This window comes from Microvirga sp. HBU67558 (assembly GCF_018069605.1).
GTDB lineage: Bacteria > Pseudomonadota > Alphaproteobacteria > Rhizobiales > Beijerinckiaceae > Microvirga > Microvirga terrae.
In genome coordinates, this window is record NZ_JAGPUP010000127.1 from 1 (window position 1) to 307 (window position 307).

Here is a 307-nt window from a genome sequence, read left to right on the forward strand (position 1 = left end):
AGCCTTAGAATCGTCAAAGCAAGAATCGCCCAAGCACGGACGATCATCAGGCCGCACAGCCAGCGGGAGAGTGGTGGCCTAGGCGTCGAGGCGTTGCAGGGCAGCTTTGTCCTTCAGCATAATGGACCGGCGGTGGGCTGGCATCGCAATAACCCCCTGCCGCTCAAGTTGTGTGAGAGTGCGTGACACGGTTTCAATCGTCAGGCCCAGATAGTCAGCGACATCAATCCTGGCCATGGGAAGTTCGATATGCCTGTGGTCGATCTCTCGCTCGGCCAGGTCGAGCAGGAACGCGGCGATCTTCTCC

Annotated in this window: 1 protein-coding gene; it reads right to left on the minus strand. The window is 59.0% G+C overall.

All coding sequences use genetic code 11. From position 1 onward, the window contains the following. Positions 1-78 precede the first annotated feature (78 nt). The coding region (locus tag KBI52_RS00515; RefSeq protein WP_210804751.1) for a helix-turn-helix domain-containing protein at positions 79-307 on the minus strand (229 nt) is incomplete at its 5' end.